Raw genomic sequence first — 4,128 nt, forward strand, 5'->3', positions numbered from 1 at the left:
TTGAATCATATTGACCTCAATGAACTACGTTTTTTTAGCGGCAGCTCGCATCCGGAGTTAGCCGCCGATATTGCCCGGCATGTTGGCGTGCCGCTGGACGACACGCATGTCAGTCGTTTTAGCAATGATAATTTATATATTCAGCTCGGTGCCAGCGTGCGTTCGCGCAACGTCTACATTGTGCAAACCCTCAGCCCGCCGGTCAATGATCATCTGGTTGAGTTGTTGATGATGCTCGATATTGCCAAAGGCGCTTCGGCGCGCGAAATTCACGCCATCATTCCTTATTTTTCCTTTGCTCGCTCCGATAAGAAGGACGCACCGCGCATTTCGATCACCGCGCGCCTGATTGCCGATTTGCTGCACACTGCCGGGGCCACGCATGTGATGACGATGATGCTGCACTCCCCTCAGGTGCATGGCTTCTTCCCCGTTCCCACCGACCCACTCAGCAGTCGTCCGGTGCTGATGCACTACTTCCGGCAAAAAGACCTTTCGGATACCATCGTCATCGCCGGAGATATGGGCACGGCCAAATCGGCCGCGCGCTTTGCCAAAAACCTGGGGCTGTCGATGGCCGCCGGGAATAAAGAGCGCATTTCAGATTCACAAGTTGCCTTTACCGGTATTGTGGGCAAACAACTTAGCGGGCATAAAAAAGCCCTGATCTATGATGACGAAATCTCCACCGGCGGCACAATCTTGGAGCTATCGAAACATCTGATCGAAAATGGCATTGAAGAAATCTGGCTGGCCTGCACACACGGTGTTTTCGTGCGCGGCGGATTAGATAAACTGGCCGCGGTTTCTGAAATTACCGATATTGTGATCACCGATACCGTGCCAATCCCCAAAGAAAACCGGCCCCAAAAGCTGACCGTACTCCCTGTAGGGCATATCTTTGGTGAAGCGATCCGTTACAACTATATGCGCGAATCCATCGGCGATCTTTTTGTTTACGGGGACGATAACGCGTAAAAAGCAGCCTTTTTGGATACTACCCAAAACAAGGGTGTATGTTGTAGAGCTACATACACCCTTGTTTTAATTTTGTTACTTTTTTGCGCGCCACAGCGACTAAACAGATGAACAGCCTTAATCCAAAAGGAGCGCAAAATGAACGATCTTGAACTTTCCCCCCAGGCAAATGTAGAAACCACCACGGTTGTGGAAACGGTAGAAATTGAGAGCATCCAGGAAGCCGCCCACGAACCCGGTACACGCATCGAAGAGACCCAAAACTTCACTGAGGCTGAAGCCGTTGAAAGCACGCTAACCGCGGCAATTGCCGAAAGTGAAACCGCAACCCTCAGCCCACCCGAAATGGCGGGTACTCCACAAGAAAGCCCCAAGATTGCCCAGGACCCGCTGACTGGCAAAAGCTATGGCGGTGAGCAGAGTAATCCATCGGGCGGCAGTTCATCCGACAGCGATACGATGCTGGAAACAACTACGGATGGCGAAGGCCGCGTCCAGACCCAAAGCGGCGCTGTGACAGCCGCCGCCAAAGATTCCGGCCAGCCTGCTGAACAAGTTCCCGCCAGCGAAATTGATGGCAATGATCCGGTTTATCGATTTGATGGGGAAACGCCGGTGACCACGGGAGCAGTTGGTAAGGAGAATACCCCCGGTGATAAAGTGGGTAAAGATTTTGACCCCCAGCGTCTCGGCCCCGAAAATTTGCCGCAACAAGGAAAATTACCCGTGGGAATGGGCAAAGATGGCGCACTCTACCCCGGTGGCGGCAAAAATTTGCCGGGCAGCGGTCAGGGAAAAATGCCCCAGGGCAGCAAAACTAACGGCGGTGGGCCACCCGTCGGCAATTACGGATCCGGATCGAAGGGCAAAGGCAAATCCAAGTATTGGGGTGAGGTGGACGGCAATCACGTTGAGGGCAGCTCAAACCAAAGTTGCCAGCGCGAAGCAGTGCGAGTGAGCAAATACAGCGAAGTTTCGAAAGATGGCAACATCATTGTCGAATGTGAAGACGGCTCTCAGTATCAGCTCTATTGGGAAGATTACGGGGATATTGAAGTTTCCAAACGCGGCATGACGCTGGATGGCGATCAGCCCGTACCTTACACAGGTGTCTGGAGCAGTGGCGAAGACCCCGACCCCAAAACCCCAATCGGCGGCCTGGATCGGGAATCCGGCAAAGTTCACCCGGTGCTGGCAGGCGGCCATGCAAAGAGCGGCGGCAAAACCCCCGGCGATAAAGATGGCGACGATGACTCCGGCCACTTCCTGGGCGATCCCAACCTGAGCGGCAGCGACGACTACGTTCCCCCGCCCGATGACGACATCCCCTATCACCAACTCAATCAACTCGGCGCAACGCAGAAATAGCCCCATCAAAAAACTCCCGAATACACTAATATTCGGGAGTTTTTTTGATGCACTTTCTATCAGGATGGCCCCAATGATACGACCACAGCTCGATCTTCCTGAAGATAGGCTTGCGCCGCCTGGCGGACTCGCTCGCGCGTGACTCCGTTGATGCGGGCGATGGCTGCCTCGAAGGGTTCCACTTCATGTAACAGGGCTTCAATCCCGAAGATGCCTGCCACCGAAAGATTGGTCTCAAAACGGCGCGCCAGCTTCCCGGCGTAGTTCCCCTGGGCCGCGGCTATTTCATCGAGCGCAATGCCTGCCTCGATGATTTCCACCCACAGATCGAAAATCGCATCCTGCACGGTAGTTGCCTGTTCCGGGGCGCAAACCGCCTGAACCGCCAGATACCCTGCATCTTCATACACCGATGAAACCGCGTTGACTGAATACACCAATCCCAACTCGTCGCGCAAGCGCCGGTATAGATGCCCGCTGGCCCCCATGCCCAGAGCCAGCTCGATAATTTTCAACGCGCTGCGGTCGGGGTGTTTCAGCCCCCCCGTGGGCACGCCAACGAGTAAATAATTGCGCCCGGTGTTGCGTGAAATCTGTGCACCACGCGATCCACGCGGGGTTTCGGGCAGGGCTTCCGGGGGTTGCGCTGGCCCCGCGGGAAGTTCATCAAAGGCTTCGGCGACCAAAGATTGGGCCTGGGGACCGTCAATATCGCCGCAAATAACCAAAACCGCATTGCCGCCCACAAATCGCTGGCGATAAAATTTTTCTACGTGGGGTAATTCCAGCGCGGCGAGTCCCCGCGGGGTGCCAAGTACCGGCCTGCCAAAGGGATGCTCCGCCCCCCAAAGTTGTTGTTGAAAATGATCGTAAAGCACGCTGCTGCGGTCGCGGGCTTGTTCAATTTCCCCGGCGATAACCAACTTCTCGGCGAGAAAATTGGCCGACGAAAACTCTGGCCGTAATACCAACTCCGAGAGCAGAGTCAACGCTAGGGGCAGATCGTTCCCCATCGTGACGGTGAACAACCCCAGGTATTCGCGTGTTGTCTGGGCGTTGAGTTCTCCCCCGCGGGCCTCGATATCCGCAAAAAATTTGGTCTGGCCCCTGAATAGCAAATGCTCGGTAAAATGCGCCAAACCGGGCTGTACGCCATCGTAGCGGCTACCGGCGCGCACAAAAAAACGGGCAGCGACAGTACGCGTGCCGAGCCGGGGAATGACGATGAGGCGAAGACCGTTGGGACGGATAGATTGGCGTAAGTTCATAACGCAAGGCCGCAAGGGTGCAAAGTCGCAAAGTTCTTCTTTGTTTCTTTGCGCCCTTGCGTTAATTTTTTTTATAGCAATCCTGATTTGCTAATGCGCTCGTCGAGGTCGCTGATCCATTCTTCGAGATTTTCGGGTTCCATCTCTTTGAGGGCGGCGATTTCGGCAGGTGAGAGCTGGAAACCGGCCCGTTGCAGAGTGTTTTCTGGCGCAGCGAAGAAATTGCGCCGAAAGTCTTCATCACCAATGAGACGGCTGATAACTTCTTGCAACCGCTCACTAATGCCCGCTTTGGCCTTCGGCAAGGCCGCCATCGCCAAATTGCGCGTGCGGATGGCAAAAGCCGGATCAGGTTCAGCGATGGCGGCCGCTTTCAGGCGTTGAAGGGTTTGAGCGGCTGCACCGAGTTCCTGGGCTTCTTCGGGAGAAATATCTTCCCCGGCCAGAGTGCGGTCGGTCAGGGCAGCCAGTGCTTCGGCGAGCTGAGTGGGGTCTTTTTTCTTAGACATAATAG

At 55.0% G+C, this 4,128-nt stretch carries 4 protein-coding genes; 2 read left to right on the plus strand and 2 right to left on the minus strand.

The genetic code is table 11. The features are described from left to right. Positions 1-9 precede the first annotated feature (9 nt). Together HN413_16780 and HN413_16785 are read left to right on the plus strand one after the other, a co-directional pair. Positions 10-978: a ribose-phosphate pyrophosphokinase gene (locus tag HN413_16780; GenBank protein MBT3392056.1), complete on the plus strand. Its 969-nt coding sequence runs from the start codon at positions 10-12 to the stop codon at positions 976-978. Positions 979-1,116: 138 nt separating this feature from the next. Further along, positions 1,117-2,346, plus strand: coding sequence for a hypothetical protein (locus tag HN413_16785; protein MBT3392057.1), 1,230 nt, complete (start codon positions 1,117-1,119; stop codon positions 2,344-2,346). A gap of 59 nt (positions 2,347-2,405) precedes the next feature. Here the strand turns inward: HN413_16785 and HN413_16790 are convergent, their stop codons facing one another. Together HN413_16790 and HN413_16795 are read right to left on the minus strand one after the other, a co-directional pair. Continuing rightward, positions 2,406-3,614 (minus strand): insulinase family protein, encoded by a 1,209-nt coding sequence (locus HN413_16790; GenBank protein MBT3392058.1) that lies wholly within the window; start codon positions 3,612-3,614, stop codon positions 2,406-2,408. Between the two features lie 71 nt (positions 3,615-3,685). Further along, positions 3,686-4,128: hypothetical protein (locus HN413_16795; GenBank protein ID MBT3392059.1), on the minus strand; the 443-nt coding region annotated here is incomplete at its 5' end.

It is taken from the genome of Chloroflexota bacterium (genome assembly GCA_018648225.1).
Lineage (GTDB): Bacteria > Chloroflexota > Anaerolineae > Anaerolineales > UBA11858 > NIOZ-UU35.

Coding starts and splice junctions, on each gene's coding strand:
- HN413_16785 (MBT3392057.1), top strand. CDS start 1,117: ATGAACGATCTTGAACTTTCCCCCCAGGCAAATGTAGAAACCACCACG.
- HN413_16790 (MBT3392058.1), bottom strand. CDS start 3,614: ATGAACTTACGCCAATCTATCCGTCCCAACGGTCTTCGCCTCATCGTC.